The organism is Shigella sp. FC1544 (assembly GCF_001722145.1).
GTDB classification, from domain to species: domain Bacteria; phylum Pseudomonadota; class Gammaproteobacteria; order Enterobacterales; family Enterobacteriaceae; genus Escherichia; species Escherichia coli.
In genome coordinates this window covers 1-295 of sequence record NZ_MECT01000497.1, presented here as the reverse complement: position 1 = coordinate 295, position 295 = coordinate 1, and the positions used below count along the sequence as shown (strand labels likewise).

The window sequence follows — 295 nt, the reverse complement described above, 5'->3', positions numbered from 1 at the left end:
AAGTCCGTCAACGGGCAGTCCGTATGGTTCTGGAAAGTCAGGGCGAATATGACTCACAATGGGCGACAATTTGTTCCATTGCTCCAAAGATTGGCTGTACGCCGGAGACTCTGCGTGTCTGGGTTCGCCAGCATGAGCGGGATACCGGGGGCGGTGATGGAGGGCTCACCACCGCTGAACGTCAGCGTCTGAAAGAGCTGGAGCGTGAAAATCGTGAACTGCGCCGCAGTAACGATATCCTTCGCCAGGCTTCCGCTTATTTTGCGAAGGCGGAGTTCGACCGCCTCTGGAAAAA

General features: G+C 55.9%; 1 pseudogene. It reads left to right on the top strand.

Annotation, left to right across the window (positions count from 1 at the left end):
* A pseudogene (locus BGK49_RS18910) lies at positions 1-295 on the top strand (transposase); the annotation flags it as partial.